28 protein-coding genes are annotated in these 26,589 nt (G+C 71.2%); 24 read left to right on the top strand and 4 right to left on the bottom strand.

What is annotated here, in order from left to right; translation table 11 throughout:
- The first annotated feature begins 352 nt into the window (after window positions 1-352).
- From ACFULQ_RS12465 to ACFULQ_RS12445, 5 genes are all read left to right on the top strand, one after another.
- Window positions 353-487, top strand: a complete 135-nt coding sequence (locus tag ACFULQ_RS12465) for a hypothetical protein (protein ID WP_383541890.1) — start codon at window positions 353-355, stop codon at window positions 485-487.
- The gene (locus tag ACFULQ_RS12460) at window positions 484-2,373 is read left to right on the top strand and encodes an FAD/NAD(P)-binding protein (protein ID WP_383541888.1); all 1,890 of its coding nucleotides are present in this window, start codon (window positions 484-486) and stop codon (window positions 2,371-2,373) included. Before ACFULQ_RS12465 ends, ACFULQ_RS12460 begins: the two co-directional genes overlap by 4 nt.
- Complete coding sequence (locus ACFULQ_RS12455; RefSeq protein WP_383541886.1) at window positions 2,373-3,428, top strand: LLM class flavin-dependent oxidoreductase; 1,056 nt, start codon at window positions 2,373-2,375, stop codon at window positions 3,426-3,428. Before ACFULQ_RS12460 ends, ACFULQ_RS12455 begins: the two co-directional genes overlap by 1 nt.
- Window positions 3,425-4,726: an NtaA/DmoA family FMN-dependent monooxygenase gene (locus ACFULQ_RS12450; RefSeq protein ID WP_383541884.1), complete on the top strand. Its 1,302-nt coding sequence runs from the start codon at window positions 3,425-3,427 to the stop codon at window positions 4,724-4,726. Before ACFULQ_RS12455 ends, ACFULQ_RS12450 begins: the two co-directional genes overlap by 4 nt.
- Before the next feature lie 456 nt (window positions 4,727-5,182).
- Window positions 5,183-6,085, top strand: coding sequence for a S1 family peptidase (locus ACFULQ_RS12445; RefSeq protein ID WP_383541881.1), 903 nt, complete (start codon window positions 5,183-5,185; stop codon window positions 6,083-6,085).
- A gap of 82 nt (window positions 6,086-6,167) precedes the next feature.
- Here the strand turns inward: ACFULQ_RS12445 and ACFULQ_RS12440 are convergent, their stop codons facing one another.
- Window positions 6,168-7,040 (bottom strand): alpha/beta fold hydrolase, encoded by an 873-nt coding sequence (locus ACFULQ_RS12440; RefSeq protein ID WP_383541879.1) that lies wholly within the window; start codon window positions 7,038-7,040, stop codon window positions 6,168-6,170.
- Between the two features lie 89 nt (window positions 7,041-7,129).
- Between ACFULQ_RS12440 and ACFULQ_RS12435 the strand changes: the two genes are divergently transcribed.
- The 16 genes from ACFULQ_RS12435 to ACFULQ_RS12360 all read left to right on the top strand — a co-directional run bounded on the left by ACFULQ_RS12435 (window position 7,130) and on the right by ACFULQ_RS12360 (window position 22,738).
- Window positions 7,130-8,050 (top strand): slipin family protein, encoded by a 921-nt coding sequence (locus tag ACFULQ_RS12435; RefSeq protein ID WP_383541877.1) that lies wholly within the window; start codon window positions 7,130-7,132, stop codon window positions 8,048-8,050.
- A gap of 232 nt (window positions 8,051-8,282) precedes the next feature.
- Window positions 8,283-9,365, top strand: coding sequence for a S1 family peptidase (locus ACFULQ_RS12430; RefSeq protein ID WP_383541874.1), 1,083 nt, complete (start codon window positions 8,283-8,285; stop codon window positions 9,363-9,365).
- A gap of 217 nt (window positions 9,366-9,582) precedes the next feature.
- Window positions 9,583-9,738, top strand: a complete 156-nt coding sequence (locus tag ACFULQ_RS12425; protein WP_383541872.1) for a hypothetical protein — start codon at window positions 9,583-9,585, stop codon at window positions 9,736-9,738.
- The gene (locus tag ACFULQ_RS12420) at window positions 9,731-10,138 is read left to right on the top strand and encodes a hypothetical protein (RefSeq protein WP_141204196.1); all 408 of its coding nucleotides are present in this window, start codon (window positions 9,731-9,733) and stop codon (window positions 10,136-10,138) included. Before ACFULQ_RS12425 ends, ACFULQ_RS12420 begins: the two co-directional genes overlap by 8 nt.
- Window positions 10,139-10,258: 120 nt before the next feature.
- Window positions 10,259-10,834, top strand: coding sequence for a phage tail protein (locus tag ACFULQ_RS12415; protein WP_356592961.1), 576 nt, complete (start codon window positions 10,259-10,261; stop codon window positions 10,832-10,834).
- Between the two features lie 37 nt (window positions 10,835-10,871).
- The gene (locus ACFULQ_RS12410) at window positions 10,872-11,162 is read left to right on the top strand and encodes a hypothetical protein (protein WP_359433020.1); all 291 of its coding nucleotides are present in this window, start codon (window positions 10,872-10,874) and stop codon (window positions 11,160-11,162) included.
- A gap of 47 nt (window positions 11,163-11,209) precedes the next feature.
- Window positions 11,210-11,572 carry a hypothetical protein gene (locus tag ACFULQ_RS12405; protein ID WP_383541914.1) on the top strand — a complete coding sequence of 121 codons (363 nt, stop codon included), beginning with the start codon at window positions 11,210-11,212 and terminating at the stop codon, window positions 11,570-11,572.
- A 91-nt stretch (window positions 11,573-11,663) separates the two neighbouring features.
- The gene (locus ACFULQ_RS12400; RefSeq protein WP_383541869.1) at window positions 11,664-12,377 is read left to right on the top strand and encodes a hypothetical protein; all 714 of its coding nucleotides are present in this window, start codon (window positions 11,664-11,666) and stop codon (window positions 12,375-12,377) included.
- A gap of 59 nt (window positions 12,378-12,436) precedes the next feature.
- The gene (locus tag ACFULQ_RS12395) at window positions 12,437-13,636 is read left to right on the top strand and encodes a hypothetical protein (RefSeq protein WP_383541867.1); all 1,200 of its coding nucleotides are present in this window, start codon (window positions 12,437-12,439) and stop codon (window positions 13,634-13,636) included.
- Complete coding sequence (locus ACFULQ_RS12390) at window positions 13,633-14,493, top strand: phage distal tail protein (RefSeq protein WP_383541864.1); 861 nt, start codon at window positions 13,633-13,635, stop codon at window positions 14,491-14,493. Before ACFULQ_RS12395 ends, ACFULQ_RS12390 begins: the two co-directional genes overlap by 4 nt.
- 38 nt (window positions 14,494-14,531) lie before the next feature.
- Window positions 14,532-15,614, top strand: coding sequence for a hypothetical protein (locus ACFULQ_RS12385; RefSeq protein WP_383541862.1), 1,083 nt, complete (start codon window positions 14,532-14,534; stop codon window positions 15,612-15,614).
- Between the two features lie 25 nt (window positions 15,615-15,639).
- The gene (locus ACFULQ_RS12380; protein WP_383541860.1) at window positions 15,640-16,641 is read left to right on the top strand and encodes a hypothetical protein; all 1,002 of its coding nucleotides are present in this window, start codon (window positions 15,640-15,642) and stop codon (window positions 16,639-16,641) included.
- Window positions 16,641-17,783, top strand: a complete 1,143-nt coding sequence (locus ACFULQ_RS12375) for a hypothetical protein (protein WP_383541858.1) — start codon at window positions 16,641-16,643, stop codon at window positions 17,781-17,783. The genes ACFULQ_RS12380 and ACFULQ_RS12375 overlap by 1 nt, the downstream gene beginning before the upstream one ends.
- The gene (locus tag ACFULQ_RS12370; RefSeq protein WP_383541856.1) at window positions 17,780-17,953 is read left to right on the top strand and encodes a hypothetical protein; all 174 of its coding nucleotides are present in this window, start codon (window positions 17,780-17,782) and stop codon (window positions 17,951-17,953) included. The genes ACFULQ_RS12375 and ACFULQ_RS12370 overlap by 4 nt, the downstream gene beginning before the upstream one ends.
- A 136-nt stretch (window positions 17,954-18,089) precedes the next feature.
- Window positions 18,090-21,773: a DNA polymerase III subunit alpha gene (gene dnaE, locus ACFULQ_RS12365; protein WP_383541853.1), complete on the top strand. Its 3,684-nt coding sequence runs from the start codon at window positions 18,090-18,092 to the stop codon at window positions 21,771-21,773.
- A complete protein-coding gene (locus tag ACFULQ_RS12360; RefSeq protein ID WP_383541850.1) occupies window positions 21,770-22,738 on the top strand; it encodes a hypothetical protein in 969 nt (322 codons plus the stop codon). The genes dnaE and ACFULQ_RS12360 overlap by 4 nt, the downstream gene beginning before the upstream one ends.
- 31 nt (window positions 22,739-22,769) lie before the next feature.
- On the opposite strand, the gene ACFULQ_RS12355 is transcribed toward ACFULQ_RS12360, so the two are convergent.
- On the bottom strand, window positions 22,770-23,144 hold the full coding sequence (locus ACFULQ_RS12355) for a cupin domain-containing protein (protein ID WP_383541911.1): 375 nt from the start codon (window positions 23,142-23,144) through the stop codon (window positions 22,770-22,772).
- A gap of 64 nt (window positions 23,145-23,208) precedes the next feature.
- On the opposite strand from ACFULQ_RS12355, the gene ACFULQ_RS12350 reads away from it, so the two are divergent.
- Together ACFULQ_RS12350 and ACFULQ_RS12345 are read left to right on the top strand one after the other, a co-directional pair.
- The gene (locus ACFULQ_RS12350; RefSeq protein WP_383541848.1) at window positions 23,209-23,655 is read left to right on the top strand and encodes a MarR family winged helix-turn-helix transcriptional regulator; all 447 of its coding nucleotides are present in this window, start codon (window positions 23,209-23,211) and stop codon (window positions 23,653-23,655) included.
- Window positions 23,656-23,826: 171 nt separating this feature from the next.
- Window positions 23,827-24,690, top strand: a complete 864-nt coding sequence (locus tag ACFULQ_RS12345) for an esterase/lipase family protein (protein ID WP_383541845.1) — start codon at window positions 23,827-23,829, stop codon at window positions 24,688-24,690.
- 56 nt (window positions 24,691-24,746) lie between these two features.
- On the opposite strand, the gene ACFULQ_RS12340 is transcribed toward ACFULQ_RS12345, so the two are convergent.
- Window positions 24,747-25,748: a lytic polysaccharide monooxygenase gene (locus ACFULQ_RS12340; protein WP_383541843.1), complete on the bottom strand. Its 1,002-nt coding sequence runs from the start codon at window positions 25,746-25,748 to the stop codon at window positions 24,747-24,749.
- 140 nt (window positions 25,749-25,888) lie between these two features.
- Between ACFULQ_RS12340 and ACFULQ_RS12335 the strand changes: the two genes are divergently transcribed.
- On the top strand, window positions 25,889-26,338 hold the full coding sequence (locus tag ACFULQ_RS12335) for a GNAT family N-acetyltransferase (RefSeq protein ID WP_383541841.1): 450 nt from the start codon (window positions 25,889-25,891) through the stop codon (window positions 26,336-26,338).
- Window positions 26,339-26,359: 21 nt separating this feature from the next.
- Here the strand turns inward: ACFULQ_RS12335 and ACFULQ_RS12330 are convergent, their stop codons facing one another.
- On the bottom strand, window positions 26,360-26,494 hold the full coding sequence (locus ACFULQ_RS12330) for a hypothetical protein (protein WP_383541838.1): 135 nt from the start codon (window positions 26,492-26,494) through the stop codon (window positions 26,360-26,362).
- Window positions 26,495-26,589 lie beyond the last annotated feature (95 nt).

Genomic DNA, 26,589 nt, shown 5'->3' with positions numbered 1-26,589 from the left:
GGGGCCGAGAAGGCGGAGAGAGCGAGAGACAGGGCGGAACGAGAAGAACGCGAGAAGGCGCCCGGAGGATCAGGGCGCGCAGTGGGTCAGCTCAACAGGAAGAGGACCACACGCGACCGAGGTCGATGTGGGAGCGCTTGACCAGCCACTGCTGTGGATGCATGGAGTAAGTGGAACAGGCATGCGGTTTTGCGTCAACTGAACTGAGATGTACGGCTCACAGTATGGACAGCCTTGACAGCGACGGGAAACGCACCCGTAGTCTCATGGGGCGGCTCTGCTGAGGGGCTCGGCCGCACTCGTGTGAAGGCAATCGTCCGAGTTCGACGACTCGATGCCACGGAGCCCTCGCATGCCCTCCGCCACCCTCTTCGAAGCCCCCGCCGTGCCGGACATACCGGAGCACTTCCGGCGGACCACGACTGCCGCCGCCCCCTGCTTCCCCGTGGACGAGCGCCACGTCCCGGCCGTGGAGCGCACCCGATGAGGCGCTCGCTGGTGATCGTCGGTGCCGGGCCGCGGGGGACCGGTCTGATCGAGCGGATCGCCGCCAACGCGCCTGAGCTGTACGACGGCCAGGGCCTGGACGTGCACCTGGTGGACCCGCATCCGCCCGGGGCCGGACGCATCTGGCGCGCGGCGCAGTCCCCGCTGCTGTGGATGAACTCGCACGCCGAGGACGTCACCATGTTCACCGACGAGACCGTGGACATGGCGGGCCCGGTGAGCCCCGGCCCCACCCTGCACGAGTGGGCCGGCATCGACGGCCGCACCTTCGCCGACCGTCAGCTCCAGGGCGCCTATCTGCGCTGGGTGCACGAGCGGGCGGTGGCCGCGCTCCCGGACGGTGTCACCGTGCACCACCACCCGCTGCGCGCCCTGCGGGTGAGCGGACCGCGCGAGGGCCGCCAGCAGGTCTGGCTGGAGGGCCGGCCGCGCCCGCTCCTCGCCGACCTGGTCGTCCTCGCCCTCGGCCACCTCGACGCCGAACTCGACGCGGAACAGAGCGACCTGGCCGAGTACGCCCGCACCCACGGCCTGGTCCACCTGCCGCCCGACTTCACCGCCGACAGCGACCTGTCCGCGCTCGCGCCCGGCGAACCCGTCCTGGTCCGCGGCTTCGGCCTCGCCTTCGTCGACCTGATGGTGCTGCTCACCGAGGGCCGGGGCGGACGCTACGACGGGGACACCTATGTCCCCTCGGGGCGGGAGCCGGTGCTCCACGTCGGATCGCGGCGCGGAGTGCCGTACCACTCGAAGATCGGCTACGACTGGACGGGCGAGCGGCCGCCGCTGCCCCGCTTCCTGGGGCCTGCCCAGATCGACGGGCTGCTCGCCCGTCCTGAGGGCTTCGACTTCTGGTCGGACGTGTGGCCGCTGGTGGAGAAGGAGCTCGGATTCGCCCACTACCACCGGCTGTTCACCGTGCATCCGGAGCGGACCGCGATGTCCTGGGCCGACTTCGAGGAGAAGTACGCGGTGGCGGGGCGGGCCGAGCGCGGGGTGCTGGTCGCCTCCGCCGTGCCGGACCCGGGCGACCGGCTCGACCTCGCCAGGCTCGACCGGCCGCTGGAGGGCGTGCGGTTCGGGTCGCACGAGGAGTTCCAGGAGGGGCTGCGGGAGTACGTCGAGGCGGATCTCGGCCGACGCCATGACCCGTCCCACAGCCCGGACCTGGCCGTCTTCCTCGGACTGCTCTCCGTCTACGGACAGTTGGTGAAGCTCGGGGACATCGGCGGCTGGTGGCACGGGTTCTTCAGCTATCTCGCCTCCGGGCCGCCCGGACCCCGGCTGCGGCAGCTGCTCGCGCTGTCCCGGGCCGGGGTGCTCCGGTTCGTCGGCGCGGACATGGAGGTCCGCGCCGAGGACGGGGTGTTCCGGGCCTCCAGTCCCACGGTGCCCGGAGCCGTGGTCGAGGCCCATGCGCTGGTCGAGGCGCGGCTGCCCGAGCCGACGGTCCGGCGGGCCCTCGATCCGCTGCTGCGCGAACTGCATGCCGACGGGGTCGGCGAGAGCCCGGACGGGCTGCTGCGGGTGGACCGGGCCGACGGGCGGCTCCTGGACCGGTCCGGCCGGCCGCACCCACGGCGCTTCGCGCTCGGGCCGCACACCGACGGCCGTACCCCCGGCGCCTTCACCAGACCGCGCACCGGCGGGCCGGCCTTCCGGCAGAACGACGCGACGGCCCGGGCCGTGCTGCTGTTCCTCGCCGAACGCGCCGAACGCGCCGAACGCGCCAAACGCAGCGAACACGCAGAACGCAGCGAACACGCAGAACACGCGGAACACGCGGAACACGCCGAACACGCGGAACACGCCGAACAGGCCGAACACGCCGAAGTCGCCGGCCGCCAGAAGAAGGCGGTGCTGTGATGCTGCATCTCTCCGTCGCCGTGGACCAGCCGTCCGGCTGTGACGCCGCCTCCTACGTCGCCCTCGCCCGGCTCGCCGAGCGCGGTGGGCTCGACTTCGTGACGCTGGACGACAGCTTCGCCCGGCCCGGCCCCGACGCGCTCGCCGTGCTGTCCCGGGTCGCGCCCGCCACCACCCGGATCGGCCTGGTGCCCACCGTCACCACCACCCACACCGAGCCCTTCCACGTCCAGGCCGCCGTCGCGACCCTCGACTGGGTCAGCCGGGGCCGGGCCGGATGGCGGCTCGACGTGTCGACCACCGAGGGCGAGGCCCGCCTCTTCGGCCGCCGGCACGCGGCTGCGGCCGACGCCCTGTGGCAGGAGGCCGGTGAAGTGGCCGACGCGGCCGCGAAGTTGTGGGACAGCTGGGAGGACGACGCCGAGATACGGGACGTGCCGACCGGCCGCTTCATCGACCGGGACAAGCTGCACCACGTCGACTTCCGGGGCACGTCCTTCTCGGTCAGGGGCCCCTCGATCGTGCCGCGGCCCCCGCAGGGCCACCCGGTCCGGGTGGTCGACGCCACCGAGGGCCATGCCCGGCGGACGGCAGCGCGGTACGCCGACGTGGCCCTGGTACGGGCCGTCAGCGCGGCGCAGGCAGCCGATGTGCGCACACAACTGCGCACCCAGGCGGCTGAGTTCGGCCGGGACCCCGACGGGCTGCGGGTCCTCGCGAGCCTGCTCGTCGATCTCGGCGCCGGTGAGCACGCGGCGGAGCCGGGGCACGGCGGGGGCGGTCCCCGGCCGAGTCCGCAGGGGCCGCTGTACCGGGGCGGTCCCGTCGACCTCGCGGAACTGATCGCCGGCTGGCACGGCGAGGGCATCGTCGACGGCTTCCACCTCACGCCCGTCGAACCGCTCCGCGACCTGGAGCGGCTGGTCAACGGCACGGTGGCGCTGCTCCAGCACCGCGGGCTGTTCCGCACCTTCTACCCGGGCGGCACGCTCAGGGAGCACCTGGGCCTGTCCCGGCCCGCCAACCAATACGCCGTGACCGGGGGAGCGTCATGAGCCGCAGACAGATGCATCTGGCGGCCCACTTCCCGGGCGTCAACAACACCACGGTGTGGGCCGATCCGCGGTCGAGGTCGCAGATCGAGTTCTCGTCCTTCGAGCATCTGGCCCGTACCGCCGAGCGCGGTCTGTTCGACTTCTTCTTCCTCGCCGAGGGGCTGCGGCTGCGTGAACACAAGGGCCGTATCCACGACTTGGACGTGGTGGGCCGGCCCGAGTCGATCACCGTGCTCAACGCCCTGGCCGCCGTCACCGAGCGGCTCGGGCTCGCCGCCACGGTCAACGCGACCTTCAACGAGCCGTACGAACTCGCCCGCAGGTTCGCCACCCTGGACCATCTCAGCGGCGGCCGGGCCGCCTGGAACGTGGTGACCTCCTCCGACGCCTTCACCGGGGAGAACTTCCGGCGGGGCGGCTATCTGGACCGGGCCGACCGCTACACGCGGGCCGCCGAATTCCTCGACACCGCACGGGAGTTGTGGGACTCCTGGACGCCGGAGGGGATCCCGCGGCCGTTCGCGCACCGCGGGCGGCACTTCGACATCGCGGGCGAGTTCGGTCTGCCGCGCTCGCCGCAGGGGCACCCGGTCGTCATCCAGGCCGGGGACTCCGACGAGGGACGGGAGTTCGCCGCCGCCTCCGCCGACGTGATCTTCACCCGGCACAGCTCACTGGCGGAGGGCCGCGCCTTCTACGCCGATGTGAAGCGCCGGCTCGCCGCGTACGGCCGTTCGCACGGGGATCTGAAGATCATGCCCGGGGTCGGCGTCGTCCTCGGCGACACCGCGGCCGAGGCCCAGGAGCGGGCCGCCGAGATCCGCCGGCAGCAGACCTCCCCGCAGACCGCGCTTCTGACCCTGGAGCAGATCTGGGGCGTCGACCTGTCCTCCTACGACCCGGACGGTCCGCTGCCCGACATCGACCCCGTGGTCGATCCGGCGCTCACCCAGGGGCGGACCCGGCGCGGCGACACGGTCGCGATCGCCGAGAAGTGGCGGGCCCTGTCCCGGGAGAAGGGGCTGTCGATCCGGCAGACCGTGATCGAGGCGGGCGGCCGGCAGTTCTTCATCGGCACGCCCGAAGCCGTCGCCACCGAACTCGAGGAGTTCGTGCGGAAGGAGGCCGCCGACGGCTTCATCCTCGTACCCCATCTCACCCCGGGCGGGCTCGACGAGTTCGTGGACCGGGTGGTCCCGCTGCTCCAGGAACGCGGCGCGTTCCGCACGGAGTACCGCGGCACCACCCTGCGCTCGCACCTGGGGCTGGGGCTCCCCGAACGCGTGAGCCGGCGCTGAGGGTCGCCGTCCAGGGCGACGTTTCGCCGGGGGCGGTTTTCGGCGATGCCGGAAGCGGGGGTGGAAGTCACTGATTCCGCTTCCGGTGCCCGACCGCGCCGGGCGCCGACGGTCGTACGACGACCGACTTCCGCCGTGTGCCGCTGCCGCCCCGCACCCGCGCTCGACCACCTCAGCTGCCCGTTCCCGCCGCCGCGGGACACCCTGGGCGTCGCCGTTGCGCGAGGGAGCGGGACGTAACCCGCGGGCATTCGGTTCCCTCCGGATCGCAAAGGTGGTTCAAAGCTTGGCGGCCGAAAGGCGCCCTTGCGGCGACCGGTCGTTCGGCCGAATACTCCCCCTCAGCGCTTGTCAGGGGCACGGCGTGTTCGAAACCCGGACGGACGTGCCTCCGACTGCGCCTCACGGGCCCCGACCCCACGCGGGCCCCCGAATTCCCCTGGGAGGGAACGAAACGTGAGGATCAAGCGCACCACCCCCCGCAGCGGCATCACGAGACGCACCCGGCTGATCGCCGGTACCACCGGCCTCGTGGCCGCGGCCGCCATCGCGGTCCCCAGCGCGAACGCGACCGCTGCGACCCCCTTCAGCACCGCCGAACTCAAGAGCGCCAGCAACTCGGTGCTCAAGGCCGACATCCCGGGCACCGCCTGGGCCGTCAACGGCAACCGTGTCGTCGTCACCGTCGACAGCACGGTCTCGCAGGCCGAGATCGCCAAGATCAAGGAGCAGGCCGGCAGCAACGCCGACGCGCTCACGATCAAGCGGACGCCGGGCAAGTTCAACAAGCTGATCTCCGGCGGCGACGCCATCTATGCGAGTAGCTGGCGCTGCTCCCTCGGCTTCAACGTGCGCAGCGGCAGCACCTACTACTTCCTGACCGCCGGTCACTGCACCGACGGCGCGGGCACCTGGTGGTCCAACTCCGGGCACACCACGACCCTCGGTTCGACGGCCGGGTCCAGCTTCCCGACCAACGACTACGGCATCGTCCGCTACTCGTCGAGCTACCCGGTCTCCTCGATCTCCGGCACCGTCGGCAGCGTCGACATCACCAGCGCCGCCACGCCCTCCGTGGGCACGACGGTCTACCGGCGCGGCTCCACCACCGGTACCCACAGCGGCCGGGTCACCGCGCTGAACGCGACCGTCAACTACGGCGGCGGTGACGTCGTCTACGGCATGATCCAGACCACGGTCTGCGCCGAGCCCGGCGACTCCGGCGGCCCGCTCTACTCGAACAGCGGTATCGCCTACGGTCTGACCTCCGGCGGCAGCGGCAACTGCTCCTCCGGCGGCACGACCTTCTTCCAGCCGGTCACCGAGGCCCTGAGCGCGTACGGCGTCAGCGTCTTCTAGGCCCTGGAACACCGGTAGCAGGCACCCGGTGAGCCCCCGCACGCGATGGCCGTGCGGGGGCTCACTGTCGGATCCGGCCCCGTCACGACTCGGCGGGCCGGAGCCAGTCCAGTACGGCGGGCAGCGCCTCCAGGGCGCCGAAGTGGCCGGCGTCCTGCTCCAGGACGGGGCGGGCGCGCGGGATGTGGTGCGCGAGCCACTTGAAGTGGCCGACCGGGGAGAGGGTGTCCCGGGCGCCGTGCCACAGCAGGACGGGCCGGGTGACGGTCCCCGGGTCGAAGCCCCAGTTGCTGAGCAGCGCGAGGGTGTCGTCGAGCCAGCCGTACGACGACCCGCGCAGCGCCTCTCGGTAGCCCCGCAGCAGCTGCTCACTCACCGCCGGGGTGGACAGGATCCGCCGGTCGGATTCGGTGAGTCCGTCGCGCAGCGAGACCAGCAGCTGGGCGGGGTCGCGGCGGACGTCGGCGGCGCGGGCGGCGAGCCGCTCGGCGAAGGCGAGCGGGTCGGTGAGCGCCAGGGTGAACTCCTCGACGCCGGAGCCGGCCATGCCGTCGAACCAGCTCAGGTCCCGCGCGTCCGGTGGCGCCGGTGAGGCCAGAGCCGCTGCCCGCCGCACCCGGGAGGGCAGCAGTGCGGCGCAGGCCAGCGCGTGCGGGGCACCGCCGAAGAGGCCGAGCACCGAGAAACGGCCGAGCCCGAGCGCGTCGGCCAGGTCCCGCACGTCCCGGGCGGCGTCGGCCACGCGGCGGCCGGGCAGCCGGTCCGAGTCGCCGTAGCCGGGACGGTCGTAGGAGAGGAACCGGGTGCGCGGGTGCGCGGTCAGCACGTCCTCGGGCACGACCCCGAGGCGGCAGCCCGGGGTGCTGTGCAGCAGGACCACCGGAGTGCCGTCCGGGTCGCCGTGCTCCTCGACGGTCAGTGTGCGGCCGTCCTGTGTCCGTATGCCGTGGGCCACCTGCGTCCTCCGTCTCCCCTTTGTGTACATGCCGGAGTTACCGTCGAAGTACACACCTTGAGCACCTGGTTCGGACCCTGGGGGTCGCGATGGTCGAGGAGCTGGTTGCGGCGGGCGTGGCGCTCGCGTCCGCCGGAGCGGTGTACGCGATGGCGGCCGCGCGGGTCGTCAAACAGTACGAACGGGGCGTGGTCTTCCGCCTCGGCAGGCTGCGGCCGGAGGTGCGCGGGCCCGGGTTCACCATGATCGTTCCGGGCATCGACAAGCTCCGGAAGGTCAACATGCAGATCGTGACCATGCCGGTGCCCGCGCAGGAGGGCATCACCCGGGACAACGTCACCGTGCGGGTGGACGCCGTCGTCTACTTCAAGGTGACCGGGCCGGCCGAGGCGGTCGTGCGGGTGGAGGACTACCGGTTCGCGGTCTCGCAGATGGCGCAGACGTCGTTGCGCTCCATCATCGGCAAGAGCGAGCTCGACGATCTGCTGTCCGACCGCGAAAAGCTCAACCAGGGACTGGAGTTGATGATCGACAGTCCCGCGGTGGAGTGGGGGGTGACCATCGACCGCGTCGAGATCAAGGACGTCTCCCTGCCCGAGACGATGAAGCGGTCCATGGCCCGGCAGGCCGAGGCTGACCGGGAGCGGCGGGCCCGGGTCATCAACGCGGACGCGGAGCTCCAGGCGTCGAAGAAGCTGGCCGAGGCGGCCAAGGAGATGTCCGAGCAGCCGGCCGCGCTGCAACTGCGGCTGCTTCAGACGGTGGTGGCGGTGGCGGCGGAGAAGAACTCGACGCTGGTGCTGCCGTTCCCGGTGGAGTTGCTGCGGTTCCTGGAGAAGGCGCAGCAGGGGGTTGGCGGGGGACCTGCGGTTGTTCAGCAGCCGGTGGGGCCGGCGGTTCAGCAGCCGGTGGAGCGATCGGGAGTGCAGCAACCGGTGCAGGAGCAACTTCCGTCTCCTCCGTCTCGGCTGGATGCCGCCTCCGGAGGGGCGGATTCAGGACAGGACTAGACCTCGCCCGGTCGTGAGGAATCGCGTGTGTGGTGTGTTTGCTCTGTGAATGCGCCTGGCGTGACTGTGCACTGTCAAATCGGAAGGGGCGTGCAATCGCGTTCTACGCGCGTCCGGAAGTCAACCTTGTGCGCCCCCTGCGGGGTTCGGAAGAGTGGTCGCTCGTCAACCAGCCTTCCGGTCCGTGAGCTCCCCACATGCCGCGGACCGACCCCCCACAGGAGGACGCGAGTTGAAGCACCGACGTATACCCAGGCGGCGAATCGTGGTGGCGGGCGCGGGTGTTGCCGCGCTGGTCGCGGCCGGAGTCACCTTGCAGACTGCGAACGCCAGCGAGACGCCGGCCCCGCCCGAGGTCAAGACCCTCTCGGCCCTCGCGGCCGGAAAGCTCGCCTCGACGCTCGGGGCGGACCTCGGCGCGGACGCGGCCGGGACGTTCTATGACGCGAAGACCAGGAGTCTCGTGGTGAACGTCCTCGACGAGGACGCGGCGCGGACCGTGTCGGCGGCCGGGGCCTCGGCGAGAATCGTGGCCCACTCGCTCGCCGAGCTGAAGAGCGCGCGGACGACCCTCGTGAGCGACGCGACCATCCCGGGGACGTCCTGGGTGACCGACCCCACGACCAACAAGGTCGTCGTCACCGCCGACCGTACGGTGTCCTCCGCCGAGTGGGCCAAGCTCACGAAGGTGGTCGACGGGCTGGGGTCGGTAGCCGAACTCCAGCGGACCGAGGGGGAGTTCAAGCCCTTCATCGCCGGTGGTGACGCGATCAGCGGATCGGGTGGGCGGTGCTCGCTGGGGTTCAACGTGGTCAAGGGCGGGGAGCCGTACTTCCTCACCGCGGGCCACTGCACCGAGGCCATCTCGACGTGGTCGGACGCCGGCGGGAAGGTGATCGGGACCAACGCGGCGTCGAGCTTCCCCGGTGACGACTACGGCCTGGTGAAGTACACGGCGGATGTCGATCACCCCAGTGAGGTGGACCTCTACAACGGGTCCGCGCAGGCGATCACGGGGGCCGCGTCGGCGACGGTCGGGCAGTCGGTGACGCGGAGCGGGTCCACGACACAGGTGCACTCCGGCACGGTCACGGGGCTGGACGCGACCGTGAACTACGGCAACGGGGACATCGTGAACGGGCTGATCCAGACGGATGTCTGCGCGGAGCCGGGGGACAGCGGGGGGTCGCTGTTCTCGGGGAGCAGCGCGATCGGGCTGACGTCCGGTGGCAGCGGAGACTGCACCTCCGGCGGGGAGACGTTCTTCCAGCCGGTGACGGAGGCGCTGTCGGCGACGGGGGCGTCGATCGGCTGACGCTTCGGTCCGTTGGTGTGTGAAGTCCCGTCCCCCTGTGCGGGGGCGGGGCTTTCGCATCTCCTGTCATCGTTATCCGTTCGAGACCGCAAGTTGCTCACGCTGCGCTTGGGACGGCCGTTACATTTGCGGTTCCTGGGGCGCAACTTCCCTTTGACCAAAGGAAGTTGATCTCCGGTCAGGTGCCTTCACAGCCAAACGTTTCGGGGGAAACGCTGTGCAGAAGATCCAGTTGACCTATTGGTGGAACGGGCACGAGCCCGGTGACGTCGTGGATGTCGACGACCCGGCCGCGCGGGAACTGCTCGGTGTCATCGCGCGCCCCGCGGAGGCTCGTGAGGACTCCGACGGCTCCGCCCACTCCGATGAGTGAGCCCTACATCACCTTCCCGGACGTGGAGCAGCTGGTCGTCGACCTGCTCAAGGACCGCAGCGAGCTCTCGGGTGTGGTCGTCGACGTCGCACCGCCCGCCGGGTTCGACGGCTCGCAGCGCGCCGTACTGGTCTCCCGGATGGGCGGTGCCTGGGCGGAGGATCCCCGGCTCGACAATCCGCTGGTCGACCTGGAGGTGTACGGCCCCTCCAAGGCCGCGGCCCACACCGTCTCCCTCGTGGCGCGTTCCCTGATGCTCCAGCTCCGGGGCGTGCGGCACGGCGGGGCGACCGTCGTGGACGTCGTCGAGGAGGACGGGCCGCGCTGGCTGCCCGACTACCGGCACGCCAGTGCCAACCGCTATGTCTCGACCACCCGCCTGGTGGTCCGCCCGGCCTGAACGGCCGTGTCACGGGCTGGGCTTCGTCGTACCCAACGCTCGGCTTCGCCGTACCACCGGCTCGGCTTCGCCGTACTCCCACACCAGCACCTCATGTCCATCTCCCAGCAAGGAGCAGTGATGGCCGGAACGAACGCCAAGGAGATCCGGGTCGCGGGCAGTGGCCGTGTCCTCATCGCCCCGCTCGCCACCGCACCGCCCGCCGACACCGCCGCCGCCTGGGGCGCCGGCTGGAAGGACCTCGGCTACACCACCACCGACGGGGTCAAGATCTCCAAGAAGGACAAGCTGGACCCCGTGGACACCTGGCAGAGCGTCAGCTCGGCGAGGTTCGTCTACTCCGACCGCGATCTCAGCTTCAAGTTCCAGCTCCTCCAGCTGAACGAGGACACCCTGCCGTTCTTCTTCGGCGGCGGGCAGGTCAAGGAGACGGCGACCGGGTCCGGTCTCTACAAGTACGAGCTGGCGGCCGAGCCGAAGTTCGACGAGCGGATGCTCGGGCTGGAGTTCAGCGACGGCGACGAGGTCAAGTACCGCATGATCGTCGCCCGCGGTCAGGTGACCGAGACGGAGGAACTCGCTCTCGTCCGTACCGCGCCCGTGAAGCTCGGCGTCACCTTCACCGCGCTGGCCACGGTGGACGGTGCCCCGCTGGCGACCTTCCTGATGAAGGACCCGAGCTTCAGCGCGGCCTGACCCTTTCGTACCTCTCGCAGCAAGGAGCTCCACCGACATGGCACCCTTCAACGTCAACGCCGCCCGTGCCCAGCGTCTCGAAGCGGTCGGGAAGAACTGGGAGTTCGAGGTGGACGGGGATGTGTTCCGACTGCCCACCGAGTTCCCGCGCAGTATCGCCAAGCAGATCGCCGAGCTGGACGACAACGACATCGACGGGCTGCTGGCGCTGCTGCTCGGGGCGGAGCAGTTCGAGCGGTTCTGCAAGTACGACACAAGTGTCCAGGACGTCTCCGCGATCCTGGAGGCGTACGGCAACGACACCGGTATGTCGCTGGGGGAAGGCTGAGCCTCGGCGCGCTGGTCGATGAGCACGCCGAGGCTCTGGAGGCGGATCTGCTCCGCCACTACGGGGTCGACCTCCTCGACTGGCACCGGGGGCGCCTCTCCTCGCGCCGTCTGCGGGTCCTGGTCGAACACCTGCCCGCGGACTCGTCCTTCGCCCGGGCGGTCCACGGCGAGCAGGCGGACTGGTCGGTCACGGACCACCTGCTCGCGGCGGTCGTCGACCATCTCGCCGTGGCGAACTGGATGTTCGCGACGGTGCATCGGGACGAGGACGCGGAGCCGGCGGACTATCCGGAGGCGGTGCCGCGGCCGTCCGGAGCGGCCGGGGTCGCCCAGTCCCCGCGGACCACGCGTGAGGAACGCTCCGCGACACCGGCCGAGATCGTGGCCTTCCTGAGTTCGCCCATGTGAAAGGAGGCATACCTTGGCCCCTTCGGAGTCCACCGGAGCCATTCCTCCGTGGATCTACGAGTACGCGACGTCCAGGTCCTTCCAGGACGCCGTGCGGAAGGTCGTGGATGCCAAGTGGCTGGCCGACAACGTACCGGTCACCGGTGCGAAGGCGGAGATCACCGGAGCGAAGGCCGAAGCCAACGCCGCCGCTCTCAGCGTTTTCGGAGTGCAGGCCGAGTACGGCCTGGTCAAGCACGAAGCCACGGTCTTCGACATCAACAAGATCATTGAAGGCCGCGTCCAGGAGGCGCGGGACAAGGAGCAGGATCGTCGGTTGCACGTCCTGAGTGTCGAGGCCGTGAGCATCAAGGACCTGGTGCAGAAAGTGAAGACGGACCTGGTCCGTGATGCGGGGGACATCCGGCGGGCCCAGAGTGCCGGTGACCGGCAGGTGGAGCGCCTGGTCACCGATCTTCGGGTCAAGGTCGTGGGCATTCAGAAGAAGCTGCTGGCCGACGACCAGGTGCTGCACGAGCGGATATCCAAACTCACCACCAGAGTCGGCAAGGTCAGCGAGGTCGCGCACAACGCGGACGACCGCAGCAAGGTTCTGCGTACCAAGACCAATGAGGCGCTCGGGAAAGTGAAGGCGCTGGACCACGAGGTCGAGAAGGGCCGGACGCTCGTCCGCAAGCTGGACAAAGAGGTCGGGACGGGAATGCAGCGGATTGGCGCGCTGGAGCGGGGCGCCACGGGTGCGAGCCGTGCCATCGAGAGCCTTCACCACCATCTCAACGGTCTGGAACAGGCCCTGCGCAGATAGCCGCTCACCTGCCCGCACCCCAAAGACCCCAACGGCGACAGCGACGGAGCCAACCCACCATGCAGACGTCACTCGTATCGGTCACCCGGGCGCTGAATCAGATGCGCACCGCGGCCACCAGCACCGGCGGTGCCGTCACGCGGATGCGGACCGCCGTCACCGGGGCCGGCGCTTCGGTCGATCGGCTGCGGAGCGCGGCGACCCAGGCCGGCACCGCCACCGTGCGGCTTCGGACCGGGGCCGGGCAGGCGAGCGCCGCGCTGAACCAGGTGCGGACCGCCGCCACCCGGGCCGCCGCCGATGTGCAGCGGGCGGGGCGGAGTGCGGCTTCGGGGGGTGGGCTGTTCTCGCGGTTCAGTCAGGGGCTGCGTACCGCCACCACCGCCCAGCGCGGGCTCAACACCGCCATGAAGGCCAACATCCTCGGTGCCATCCTCGCCCTCGTCATGCCGCTCATCACCAAGCTCATCGACATGGCGATGCAGTCCAAGACCGTGCAGGCCGTCATGCAGGCGGCGTTCAAGGTCATCGGGCAGGTGGTGGGCACGGTCATGAAGGGAGCGTCGGTCGCCATCAACTGGCTGATCGACGCCGGGAAGAACGTCGTCAACTGGCTCAAGGCCAACTGGCCGCTGCTCGTCGCCATCCTCACCGGACCCGTCGGGATCGCCGTGCTCGCGATCGTCAAGCACTGGGACCGGATCAAGGACGCGGTCGGGTCGGTGCGGGACTGGATCGTCGACAAGTGGAACGCCGTTGTCGACTTCCTGCGAGGAGTGCCCGGGAAGATCTGGGGCTTCTTCGCCGAACTACCCGACAAACTCATGCACTTGGGCGGCGACCTCGTCCAGGGCCTCATCAACGGCATCAAGAACTCGGCCTCGGCGCTCCTCAACACCGTGAAGAACTTCATCGTCAACACCATCCCCGGACCCATCCGCAGCATCCTCGGCATCGCGTCCCCGTCCAAGGTGATGATGGGATTCGGCGGTGACGTCGGCGAAGGGCTCGCCCTCGGCATGGAGGGCGCCGGGAACCGGGTCGCGGGCGCCGCCGGCCGGCTCGCCACCGCCACCGCGCGCAGCGTCATCGGACCCGGTTACAGCCTCGCCGGAGTCGCCGCCGGGGCGGCACCCCGGGCCGGAGCCGCCGCGGCCGGCGCCCCCGTCACCGTCAACGTCCACCCCCGCCCCGGCCAGTCCGAGTACGAGATCGGCCGGATCACCGCCCGCGAACTCGCCTGGGCGGCCAAGCGATGAGCGGCCGCCCGCTCCAGCAGCCGGTGTTCGAGGTGGACGGCTGGGCCGGCAACACCGTCGACGACGACGGCGTCGAGTGGTGGGTCACCAGCGAACAGGGCTGGGCCGCCACCCCGCCGGTCCGGCTCACCCTGACCGACCGCCCCGAGCGGCACGGCGCGTTCGACGCCCCCTCCTACCGGGGCCCCCGCGTGATCACCCTGGAGGGCATGGCCATCGCCCCCGAACGCGCCGTACGCGAAGAGGCGAAGGACCGGCTGGCAGCCGTACTCGCCGACGGCAGCACGCTGTCGCCGCTCGTCGTCACCGAACCGCACCGCGTCCGGCGGGCGTTGGTCCGGCTCACCGCCGAGACGAAGATCGCCGACCGCAAGTCCGGGGTCTTCGAGTTCTCCCTGACCATGACCGCGCCGGACCCGCTGCGCTACTCGTACGGGCTGAACACCAGCACCTGTCCGCTGCCCTCCTCCAGCGGCGGAGTCTCCTTCCCGCTCTCCTTCCCCCTGGACTTCGGGTCCGGATCCTCCGGCGGCCGGCTGCTGCTGGAGAACAAGGGCACCGTCCCCACCTGGCCGGTCTGGCGGATTCTCGGGCCCTGCGTCCAGCCGGTGATCAGCAACACCGCGACCGGTGAGGAACTCGCCTTCGAACTCACCCTCCAGGAAGGCGAGTTCCTCCTCATCGACACCGACGCGCGCTCGGTCCTGCTCCAGGGCACGGCCTCCCGCCGGGCCACGCTGCTGCCCGGTTCGGACTGGTTCCCGCTGCTGCCGGGCGCGACGCCCGTGCTCTTCCGCGCCCGTGACTACGCCTCGGCCGCCCGGCTGACCGCGGAGTGGCGCGACGCCTGGCTCTGACCCCGCCCGCCCTCAGCTACCAGAAGGAACGCACCCGCATGAAAGACTTCGAGCGCGACTCCGGATGGCTCTCCGGCGGTGTCGTCGACGCCGAGGACGCCCGGCTCGCCACCGGCGTGCTCGCCTCGGCGGCGGCAGACCCCGGCAATCCGATCGCCGCCCGCACGGGCATCAAACCCGGTCCCGGCAACCCCGGCGGTGTCGAGGCGGAGGCGACCCCCTCGCGCTTCGTGCAGATCCGGCCCTTCCAGGGGGTCGTGCAGGGCACCCGTGCGCCGTACGCGGGCGCGTACCTGATCACGCTCGGCCAGCTGAAGCGCCTCGACGTGCTCACCGACGCCCCGGCCCACTCGTCGTACGCCCGGATCGCCCTCGTCGTGGCCCGGCAGACCGACCGGCAGTACGGCGACGCGAGCGACGGCATGGTGGTGCAGGTGGAGGCCGGGGCGCCCGCGCCGACGCCGGCCCCGCCGAGGCTCACCGGCGACTACCTGCCGCTCGCCCAGATCACCGTGCGGCCGAACGCGGGGTCCGTCACCCAGACGGACATCAAGGACCTGCGGGTGTTCACCGCGGCCACCGGCGGAGTACTGCCGTTGCAGAGCTACGAGTCGCTCCCGGCCGACGGCTACGCCGGACAGCGGCTGTACGACCTCGAGACCGGCCTCGACCTGGTCCGCGTCGGCACCAACTGGCGTCCCGCGGTCACGGGGTCGGTGCAGTTCTTCGGGCCGGCGGACCCGGGCTGGCCGCTGGGCACCGGCTCGGCGGGGGCCACCGGGTACACCTTCAACCAGGTGACCGTGCCCGTGGCGCCGTACCCCCGCATGCTCCTGGTCACCGGGCAGTTGACCGCGCAGACCTCGGGGGCGAACGAGCGCTGGGACCACGTGGTGCGCATGCAGGACGGGACGCCCGTGTCCCTCGCCTGCTTCCACGGCGGCCCCACGGGGATCACCACCAGCATCGCCCAGGGGCACTGGCTGCTGCCCGCCGCGACACCGCTCGTGCTGACGCAGCTCGTCGCGCGGGGCGGTGGGATGACGACCGGTACCGCGAGCGTGTTCTCGCCCGCCGCGCACTACACCGGCCTGCGTGTGATCGCGTTCCCCGTCCCGTGACGTCCCGATCGGAAGAGGCATCCCCATGAGCACGCCCACCCCAGAACGCGACTCCGGCTGGATCTCCGGCGGGGTCGTCGACGCCGAGGACGCCCGGCTGGCCACCGGCGTGTTCGCCGCGCCCGGGCCGAGCCCGGTGCAGGCCCGCAGCGGTGTCCGGCCCGCCACCGGGGATCCCGGGCGGGTCCAGGCCACCGCCACCGTCTCCGGCAAGGTCACCGTCGCCCCCTTCCAGGGCGTGATCCAGGGGACCCGGGCCAGCGCCGCCGGCGCCTACCTGGTCACCCTCGGCCAGCAGAAGACCCTCGACGTCCTCGGCACCAACCCGGCCGACTCCAGCAACCCGCGCAACGACCTGGTGGTGGCCCGGCAGCGCGACGCGCAGTACGGCGACGCCACCACCGGCATGACCGTGGAACTCGTGAAGGGAACCGCCGCCGCCACCCCCGTCGACCCCGCGGTGAGCGGTGACTTCATCCCGCTCGCCCGGATCAGGGTCGCGAAGAACGCCTCCTCCGTCACCGCCACCGACCTCGACGACCTGCGCCCCTGGACCGCCGCGGCCGGTGGCATCCTGCGGGTCTGGGGCGAGGGCGGCCGCCCCACGTACCCCTACTCCGGCATGTACATCCACCGCTGGGACACCAACCACCTGGAGTGGTACGACAGTTCGGCGGGCTGGCGGGCGGTCAACGACGACACCGGCTGGGTCACGCTCCCGCTGCTGCCCAACTGGACCGTCTACAACAACGAGACTCCGTCCGTACGCCGGGTCGGTTCCGTCGTCCATCTGCGCGGCGCCCTCCAGACCGCGGTCGCCCTCTCGGCGAACGGCATCCAGATCATCGCCGTCCCGGCCGCCTTCCGCCCGACCACGGGGCACCACTGGTACACGGCGCTGGGCGGGGTGACCCGGGGGCTCGAACTGATGCTCCGCACCGACGGTTCCGTGGTGCTGTTCACGCAGGGCACCCAGTTGCCCGCCAGTCAGCTGATCTATCTCGACACCACCTGGCTGGTGGGCTAGTGACCCGCACCCCGACCCGCTACACCTACTACACAGCCGACCTCGCCACCGGCGTCATCACCGACGAACTCCCGCTGTACGACGTCACGTTCAGCACCGAGCTCAACGAAGCCGGCGAGTGCCGCGCTCGGTTGCCCCTCGGTGACCCGAGGATCACCGTCCACCGGCCCCGTGAACTCACCGAACCGGGACGCGCGGCCCTCTATGTCGAGCGGGACGGCGTGCTGGTGTGGGGCGGGGTGGTCTGGACCGTCAAGTACACCTCCGCCGACCAGCACCTGGAGATCGGCGCGGCCGGTTTCCTCTCCTACTTCGACCACCGGCGCGTCCTGCCCGCCGACTTCGACCCGGCCGACCTGGCCTCCGCCCACGTCTCCTTCACCGACCGCGACCAGAGCGACATCGCCCGCGCCCTCGTGGCCTTCGCCCAGGAGCACCCCGACGGCGACATCGGGGTGCGCCCCGAGTCCACCGCGCCCTCCGGCATCACCCGCACCCTTGTCTACCCCGGCAGCGACCTCAAGAGCACCGGCGAGGCCCTGCGTGAGCTGGCCAGCCTGGAGCACGGCCCCGACTTCGTCATCGACATGGCGTACGGCAGCGACGGCCGCCCCGTGCGCCGGCTCCGGGTCGGCACCCCGCAGCTCGGCCGGCAGGGCACCCCGCACGTGTGGGAGTACGGCGCCAACCTCATCGGCTACGCCTGGCCGGCCGACGGCGCCTCCACCGCGACCCGGGTCTTCGCCCTCGGGGAGCAGGGCGAGAACGGCCAGCTCGTCGCGGTCGCCGAGCCCGACCACCGCACCGGGCGCCCGCTCACCGAGACCGAGGTCTCCTACGTCCATCTCACCGACGCGGACCTCCTGCGCTCCCAGGCCAGGTCGGCCCTCGCCGCCGTCTCGGCCCCCGTCGTCCTGCCCGAGCTGACCGTGCGGGCCGACCTGGATCCGGTCCTCGGGTCCTACCAGGTCGGCGACGACGCCCTGGTCGTCATCAAGGACGTGTTCTTTCCCGAGGGCACCCGGTTCGGGGTGCGCATCACCGGGATCGAGGTCACTCCGGGCAATGACGCGGGCGAGGAACAGGTCCAGCTGACCGTGACACCCGCCATCGGCACCCCTGAACCAGAGGAGCACCCGTGACCAGGATCAACCGCCCCGACACCCTGCTGACCGAGCTGCGCGACATCAAGCGCCGTCTGCACGCCCTGGAGACCGCGCAGCGCACGACGACCACCGCCTCCCAGCCGGCCGTGGCGGCCGAGAACCGCACCGAGGAGCCCCCGGAGGCGGACACCGCCGGGCCCGTCTGACCCCGTCCCGGCAGCCGCGCCGACGACCGTTTCCGCAGGTCGGAGACGGTCGTACCGCTGTCGTACGCATGTTCGACTTTTGGTCTATGGTGGAGGAGAGGCGATAGGGAACTGATGTTCGATACGGGAGGTGCGGATGGCCGGCTTCACTCATCTGCACACCGTCTCCGGGTTCTCCCTGCGCTACGGCGCCTCGCACCCGGAGCGCCTGGCCGAGCGCGCCTCCGAGCGGGGGATGGACGCCCTCGCCCTCACGGACCGGGACACCCTCGCGGGGTCGGTCCGGTTCGCGAAGGCCTGCGCCAAGGCGGGGGTGCGGCCGTTGTTCGGGGCGGAGCTGGCCGTCGAGGAGATCGAGCCCGTACGGCGGGAGCGGCGCCGCGCCCCCGTGCGCGGAGGCGCCTTCGTCGACGAGTCGGCTCCCCGGGTCACCTTCCTCGCCCGGGACGGCGCCCACGGCTGGGCCGACCTGTGCCGGCTCGTCACCGCGGTGCACTCCGGCAAGGGGGCGGAGGGTCCGCCTCTGCTGCCGTGGGAGGAGAACCGGGGGGACGGGCTGACCGTGCTGCTCGGTCCCGCCTCCGACGTCGGCCGTGCGCTCGCCGCCGGCCGCCCCGACCGGGCCGCGCGGCTGCTCGTTCCCTGGCGGGAGGCCTACGGTGACGCCCTGCGCCTCGAAGCCGTCTGGCACGGCAGGAAGGGCACCGGTCCTGGCTCGCTGCGGCTGGCCGCCCGGACCGTCGGTTTCGCCGCCGAACAGCGGATCCGGCCCGTGCTCAGCAACGCCGTGCGGTACGCCGACGAGGGCCTCGGGCCGGTCGCCGACGTGCTGGACTCCGCCCGCCGGCTCGTCCCCGTCGGCGCCGTCAAGGAACGGGACTCCGGCGAGGCCTGGCTCAAGGACGCCGGTGCCATGCTGGCGGCCGCCGAGCGGATCGTCGAGGCCGCGGGCTTCCGGCGCGACACCGCGCACCGGCTGCTGGAGCAGACGCGGGCGACCGCGGCCGAGTGCGTCGTGGACCCTGAGGACGACCTCGGCATCGGCACCGTCCACTTCCCCGAGCCGCATCTCGTCGGCGCGGGACGCCGTACCGCCCAGCGGGCACTGGCCTCCCGGGCGGCGGCGGGGATGGTGCTGAAGGGGTACGCGGGCCGGGGGGCGTACTGGGAGCGGATGCACGACGAACTGGACATCATCGCCCACCACGGCTTCGCCTCCTACTTCCTGACGGTCGCTCAAGTCGTCCATGACGTGAGGGACATGGGGATCCGGGTGGCCGCGCGCGGCTCCGGGGCGGGGTCGCTGGTCAATCATCTTCTCGGGATCGCGCACGCCGACCCCGTCGAACACGGGCTGCTGATGGAGCGGTTCCTGTCCAAGCGCCGGATCGTCCTGCCCGACATCGACATCGACGTGGAGTCCGCGCGCCGGCTGGAGGTCTACCGGGCGATCATCGGGCGGTTCGGCAGCGAGCGGGTGGCCACCGTCGCCATGCCGGAGACGTACCGGGTGCGGCACGCCGTCCGGGACGTGGGGGCGGCCCTGTCCATGGACCCCGCCGAGATCGACCGGATCGCCAAGTCCTTCCCGCACATCCGGGCGCGGGATGTCCGCGCGGCACTGGAGGAACTGCCCGAGCTCAAGGCGCTCGCGGGGGAGAAGGAGCGCTACGACAGGTTGTGGGGGCTGGTCGAGGCCCTCGACGCGCTGCCGCGCGGAGTCGCCATGCACCCGTGCGGGGTGCTGCTCTCCGACGCGTCCCTGCTGAGGCGTACGCCGGTCATGCCGACCAGCGGCGAGGGGCTGCCCATGTCGCAGTTCGACAAGGAGGACGTCGAGGACCTCGGACTGCTCAAGCTCGATGTGCTCGGGGTGCGGATGCAGTCGGCGATGGCGCACGCGGTCGCGGAGGTGGAGCGGGGCACGGGCGAGCGGATCGACCTGGACGCGCTGGCGCCGGGCGACCCGGCGACGTATCAACTCATCCGGTCCACCGAGACGTTGGGGTGCTTCCAGATCGAGTCGCCGGGCCAGCGGGACCTGGTGGGGCGGCTCCAGCCCGCCACCTTCGACGACCTCGTGGTCGACATCTCGCTGTTCCGGCCCGGGCCGGTCGCCGCCGACATGGTGCGGCCGTTCATCGAGGCGCGGCACGGGCGGGCGCCCGTCCGGTATCCGCACCGGGATCTGGAGGGGCCGCTGAAGGAGACGTACGGGGTCGTCGTCTTCCACGAGCAGATCATCGACATCGTCGACATCATGACCGGGTGCGGGCGCGGTGAGGCGGACCGGGTGCGGCGCGGGCTGTCCGACCTGGAGTCGCAGGGGCGGATCCGGTTCTGGTTCGCCCAGCACGCGGCCGCGAACGGATACAGCGCGGAAACGATTCAGCGGACCTGGGAGATCGTCGAGGCCTTCGGGTCGTACGGCTTCTGCAAGGCGCACGCGGTCGCCTTCGCCGTCCCCACGTACCAGTCGGCCTGGCTGAAGGCGCACCACCCCGCCGCTTTCTACGCCGGGCTGCTCACCCACGACCCCGGGATGTACCCGAAGCGGCTGCTGCTGGCGGACGCGCGGCGGCGCGGGGTGCCGATCCTGCCGTTGGACGTGAACGAGTCGGGGGTCGCTCATCGGATCGAACTGGTGTCTGATAAACCCTCGGTGTGGGGTCTGCGGCTCGCCCTCTCCGACGTGTACGGCATCAGCGAGAGCGAGGCCGCGCGGATCGCGGAGGGGCAGCCGTACGCCTCGCTGCTGGACTTCTGGGAGCGGGCGCGGCCGAGCCGACCGGTGGCTCAAAGGCTGGCCCAGGTCGGCGCGTTGGACTCCTTCGGCGCCAACCGGCGTGATCTGCAATTGCACTTGACCGAACTGCACCGGGGCGGCCGGGGCGCGGGCGGCGGGCAGCTCCCGCTGGCCGGCGGGCGCAGGACCGCCCCGGCCGGGCTGCCGGACCTGTCCTCCGTGGAGCGGCTCAGTGCCGAACTGGGGGTGCTGGCGATGGATGTCTCGCGCAATCTGATGGATGACCACCAGGAGTTCCTGCGGGAGTTGGGGGTGGTCGGCGCGCGGCGGCTGCGGGAGGCGCGGCACGGGGAGACCGTGCTGGTCGCGGGGGCCAAGGTGGCCACCCAGACACCGCCGATCCGCTCCGGCAAGCGGGTCATCTTCACCACCCTGGACGACGGCACCGGCCTGGTCGACCTCGCCTTCTTCGACGACTCGCACGACGCCTGCGCGCACACCGTCTTCCACTCCTGGCTGCTGCTGGTGCGCGGAGTGGTGCAGCGGCGTGGACCGCGCAGCCTCAGCGTGGTGGGCGCGGCCGCCTGGAACCTCGCCGAACTGGTCGAACTGCGGGACGAGGAGGGCCTCGACGCGGTGGCGGGGCGGCTGGCGGAGCCGGTCCCGGTGCCGGGGGCGGGGCCGGGTTCGGAAGGGGCCGGTGACGGGAGCGGAGATCCGGTGGGTCCGGTGGGAGAGCGGGCCGGGGGTCCCTCGGAAGAGTCCACCGGGGATCGGGCGGAAGAGCCGGCCGGGGACCCCTCGGGAAGCCAGGGCGGAGAGCCGCCGGGACGGCGGTCCGGAGATGCGCCGGGACGGGGGGACGGAGATGCGCCGGAACGGCGGGACGGAGATGCGCCGGGAAGGCGGTCCGGGGGTCCGTCGGGACGGCGGGCCGGGGACGCGACCGGCGGTCGGCGAATCCAAATGCCGACGGGATACGAACTGCATCCGTGGGCCGATCTGCGGCCAGCGGGTCAAGAGGCTTCACAGGTACGGAAGTTGTGGCACCAGAGTCCGGGGAGTGCGGGATGACCATCCTCTGCGTACGTTTCCAGCTGCCGCCGACGCGGGAGGCGGCCCTGCCCGAACTGCTCGGCCTCCTGGAGGAGTTCACCCCGGTCGTCGAGGCGCTGCCACCGGACGGGGCGCTGGCCGATCTGCGGGGCGCCGAACGGTACTTCAAGCGCGACGCCGTCGAACTGGCCTCGGTGATCCGGGTCCGCGCCCTCGCCCTGCACGGAGTGGACTGCGCGATCGGTGCCGGACCCGGGCCGATGCTGGCCCGCATGGCGCTGAAGGACGCCCGGCCCGGACTGACCCGCGTGGTCCCCGAGGGCGCGGTGGCGGACTTCCTCGCCGGCCGGCCCGTCGTCGCGCTCCCCGGCGTCGGCACCGCGACCGCCCGTCTGCTGTGCGAGTACGGCCTCGACACCCTGGACCGGGTCGCCGCCGCACCCCTGGCCACCCTTCAGCGCCTGGTCGGCACGAGGACCGGCCGCGAGCTGCACGAGAAGGCGAACGGCGTGGACCGCGGCCGGGTGGTCCCGAACGGCGTCTCACGCTCCCTCGCCACCGAACGCCCGTTCACCCGCGACGAGTTGGACCCCGACCGGCACCGCCGCGCCCTGCTCTCCGCGGCCGAGGAACTGGGCACCAGGCTGCGTGCCCTCGACAAGGTCTGCCGCACCCTGACCCTCACCGTCCGCTACGCCGACCGCACCGCGACCACCCGCAGCCGCACCCTCGGCGAACCCACCGCCCACTCGGCGGCCCTGACCAGGGCGGCCTACGGCATGTACGAGGCGCTGGGCCTCCAGCGCGCCCGGGTTCGCTCCCTCGCCCTGCGGGCCGAGGGCCTGGACTCCGCCGAACAGGCCTCCCACCAGCTCACTTTCGACCCCACCGACGAGAAGCTCCGCCGGATCGAGGAGGCCGCGGACCGGGTCCGGGCGAAGTTCGGACCGCTGGCGGTGCTGCCGGGGACGCTGGCGGCGTAGCGGCGGCCGCCCCGGGGAGCCCGCGCAGGGGTCAGTTGGCCCACGGCGGGGTGATGCGGGTGCCGTCGGCCAGTTCCGCCTCCAGGCCGATGGAGGTGGTGACCCAGGTGAGAGCGGTGTGGGCGGTCGGGTTCTCGACGCTCAGGGTCGCGCCCGGGTTGATGATCACCGTGTCGCCCGCGGTGATCCGGTGGGTGGTGTCGTCGAGGGTGATCAGGAGTTCGCCGATGAGCAGATGGAAGATCTCCTCGCGGTTGACGGTGTGCGCCGGTGCCTTCGTCCCGGCGGGGATCTCGCCGCGCCAGGCGCACAGCTCCCTGCTGCCGGTCAGGGGAGTGGCGTACGAGACGAAACGGGCGCCGTGGATCTCGTGGGTGACGGCTTCGGACGAGCGGACTACGGGCATGCGGGCCTCCGCGATCGACAGATGGTCAAGCAACTTGAACAAGTAGCTTGACTATAGTTCCCTCATGCAGAACTCCGAAGCCCTTTTCCTGACCGCCGCCCTGCTCTCCGCCGCGAGCGATCTGACCCGGCGCATCAACGACGGGGTCGTCGCCCGTGGATTCGAGGGCGTGCGCCCCGCTCACGGCTTCGCGTTCACGCGGCTCGCGCCGGACGGGGCCACGGTCACGGAGCTCGCCGGGCATCTCGGGGTGACCAAGCAGGCCGCCAGTCAGCTGGTCGACGAGATCGTGCGCAAGGGATACGCCGAGCGGCGACCGCACCCCGAGGACGCGCGGGCCCGGCTCGTGGTGCTCACCGAGCAGGGGTGGGCCTGCACCCGGGCGGCGGAGGAGGCCGCCGCGGAGGCGGTCGCGGCGTGGGTCGATGTCATCGGGGAGGGTGAAGTGCGCGCGTTGTGCCAGCAATTGGGGCGTATTGCCCCCTATGGTCCCATCAGGCCAGCCTGGTGACGGTTCCTCAGTGGGTGCATCCGACGTGGTTACCACTGGAAGTTTTTACTGACGCGTAACTTCACAAGCTAACTACTCGTCCGTAACTTTCGAATTGAACAGCATCCTCGTGATCCGGATCACAGGGCGTACGGCCATCGCAACTCCCTTGAGCCGCAAGGAGATCACCCGATGCTGCCCTGGAAACGAGTGCTCAGACCCCTCGCCGCCCTGCTCCTGACCGCCGTGGTCGCCGTCGTCCCCGCCGCCGGAGCCGCTCAGGCGGCCACCGCACCCAACAGCGGCTGGAACGACTACTCCTGCAAGCCCTCCGCCGCCCATCCCCGCCCCGTCGTCCTCGTGCACGGCACCTTCGCCAACTCCGTCGACAACTGGCTCGCCCTCGCGCCCTATCTGGAGAACCGCGACTACTGCGTCTTCTCCTTCGACTACGGCCAGCTCTCCGGCGTGCCCCTGTTCTACGGCCTCGGCCCCATCGACAAGTCGGCCGAGCAGCTGAAGACCTTCGTCGACAAGGTGCTCACCGCCACCGGCGCCACCGAGACCGACCTGGTCGGTCACTCGCAGGGCGGTCTGATGCCCCGCTACTACCTCAAGTTCCTCGGCGGAGCCGCCAAGGTGAACGCCCTCGTCGGCATCGCCCCCGACAACCACGGCACCACTCTGTCGGGCCTGACCAACCTGCTGCCGTACTTCCCGGGTGTCGGTGACTTCCTCACCACCAACACCCCCGCCCTGGCCGACCAGGTCGTCGGCTCCGCCTTCCTCACCAAGCTCAACGCGGGCGGCGACACCGTCCCCGGCGTCAAGTACACCGTCCTCGCCACCAAGTACGACGAGGTCGTCACGCCGTACCAGAGCCAGTTCCTCAGCGGATCCGGCGTCCACAACGTCCTGCTCCAGGACCTGTGCCCGCTGGACCTCTCCGAGCACGTGGCCATCGGCCTGTTCGACCGGATCGCCTTCCACGAGGTGGCCAACGCGCTCGACCCGGCCCACTCCACCCCCACCACCTGCGCGTCGGCGCTGAGTTGAGCGTCGCCGGGGCCTGTCCGGCCTGAGCCGCCGGTCAGGCCCCGGAGTTCATCGGATCAACGGCCCTGCCGTCCAACCTGATTCACCGCACGCCGGCGCACCGAGCCGAACAGGATCGCCGCGCCGGCCGCGAGGCCGGCGGCCCCGCCCATCGCGAGATACGAGGTGCTGCGGTCGGCGCCGGTCTCGGCGAGGTTCTGCGAACTGCCCGCCGCCTGTACGTCGTTGGCCGGGAGGCTGCTCTCCGGCGCGGGCGCCGCGGCCGACTCCCGCACCGGCTCCGCCGACGTGCTCGCGTCGTCGTCACCGTGTCCGTGGTGCTCGATCGTCGACTTGTCGGTGCCGTCCTCGATCTGCTCCTCGGAGGGAGCGGAGGCGCTCGGCGCCGGGGTCGCACCGCTCGCCGCGCCACCGGAGGCGCCGCCCCCGAAGGTCACGTCCGAGCAGGAGTAGAACGCCTCCGGGCTGTCCGAGCGCTGCCAGACGGCGTACAGGAGCTGCTTGCCGGAGCGCTCCGGGAGCGTGCCGGAGAAGGTGTAGAAACCGCCCGAGGCGACCGGGTCGGTGGCCGACGCGACCGGGTTCGCCAGGTCCAGGTCGTCCCAGCCCAGCGGCTGCGCGGGGTCGTAGCCCTGCTTGGTGAGGTACACCTTGAAGGTGCCCTTGTGCGGGGCGGTCACGCGGTACTTGAAGGTGTACGACCCGCTGCGCACGCTCGTCGCCGGCCAGTCGGCGCGGGCCAGGTCCAGCCCCTTGAACTCGTCGTTGTTCGCGCTGCACAGCCTGCCGTCCGGGATCAGCTCCTGGTGCCGCCCGTTCGCGTCGCCGATGCGGATGCCGTTCCAGTCGTAGAGCGCCTGGGTGCCTCCCGCCGCGACCGCCGCCCGGCACGCGGCCGACTTCGGGCTCTCGGGACCCTCCGCGTAGCACTGCGCGACCCTGCTGACCGGGTCGCCCATCGAGCCGTGCGCGGCCGCGGGCGCGGTGGCCAACGCGGTCAGGGCGAGCGGGGCCAGACCGACGGCGGCGACGGCGGCAGCCTTGCGGCGTGCGGGCATGGGGGATCTCCTCGGAACCGGAACTGACGGGTGCCGGATCAAAGAAACCGTGAAATCCCCAGCTTGTGACGCCCGCTGACGATCTTTATGACTGTCTTAAGGGAGCGCTGAGACTGAGATCAGGTAGGTAGCGTGCGGGCATGACGAACGAGGAGATCAGGCCCGCCGGGACAGCCGACGTGCCGGCCGTGAAGGCCGTGACCGACGCCGCGTACGAGCACTACATCGAGCGCATCGGGCTGGTGCCGCAGCCCATGCGGCGGGACCACGCGGCGAACGTGGCCGCGGGACAGGTGTATGTCACCGGTGATCCCGTGATCGGGCTCGTGGTGGTGGAGGAACGCGCGGACCATCTGTACCTCGACAACATCGCCGTCCGTCCCGACGCCCAGGGGCAGGGAGTGGGAGGACGGCTGCTGCGGTTCGTGGAGGCACACGCGCGTGCGCTGGGCCTGCCCGAGGTCAGGCTCTACACCAACGCGAAGATGTGGGAGAACCAGGAGATCTATCCGAAGTTCGGCTACGAGGTCGTGGAACGGCGAGTGGACGGGCCCTTCGACCGCGTCCACTACCGCAAGCGACTGGTCTGATGCGGAGCATGCCTGCCGCCGTCAGCCGTCCGGCCACCAGGTTCGGGCGATGTCCTTGCGGACCTCGGGGCGTCCCGCGGGGCGCTCGTCGGCCTCCTCGTGGATCCGGCGGGCGTCAGTCCTCTTCAGGGGCTTCTGCACGGTAGTGCGGCGCATGGCTGCCTCCTTCAGTGCCTACCGAGTTCCGCGTTCTCACGGAGGTAGACCCTTTCGGGGAGAGTTCCTCATCGCTCCTGGTCTGTCAGTGGCGG

It is taken from the genome of Streptomyces sp. NPDC057253, from assembly GCF_042669125.1.
In the GTDB taxonomy this organism is placed as follows: domain Bacteria; phylum Actinomycetota; class Actinomycetes; order Streptomycetales; family Streptomycetaceae; genus Streptomyces.
The sequence above is the reverse complement of the archived record's forward strand: the minus strand, read 5'-3'. Positions and strand labels throughout refer to the sequence as shown.